Below are 385 nucleotides of genomic sequence, written 5' to 3'. Positions count from 1 at the left end.
CCAAGTTTTAACTAGATGACGGTAAGTAAATTGTTTACCTAAATCTGAAAATACCAGGACATTGGCGTCTCCCCCAATCAGCGGAATGGTCTCGAATAAATTACAATGCCATTTCATAATTCAATCGTCCGTTCTATTGTCTCTACTTGTTCTTCGCTTCTCTGCGGTCGATTGTGCTGCTCCATATTGGCAAATTGCTTTTCAGTCACCAATAAACTGCTTACATGGCCCTGTGGAGGAAGGTTCGCCTGTAATTTCTTTTTTTGGAACGGGAGGGCTGAGTGGTTCATAACGATTGTCGAATAGATCGAATACTGAACCATAGCATAGCCATTTACGTGAAGAAACTTTTTGAATTTGCGGTAATTCCGTTGATTAGCCGAGG

General features: G+C 41.6%; 1 protein-coding gene. It reads right to left on the bottom strand.

Annotation, left to right across the window (positions count from 1 at the left end):
- Positions 1-113: 113 nt before the first annotated feature.
- Positions 114-385: CRISPR-associated endonuclease Cas2 (gene cas2, locus SB775_RS27715; protein WP_410864351.1), on the bottom strand; the 272-nt coding region annotated here is incomplete at its 5' end.

The organism is Peribacillus sp. SIMBA_075 (assembly GCF_046534585.1).
Note: the sequence above shows the minus strand (reverse complement) of the source record. Positions and strands in the feature narration are given on the sequence as shown.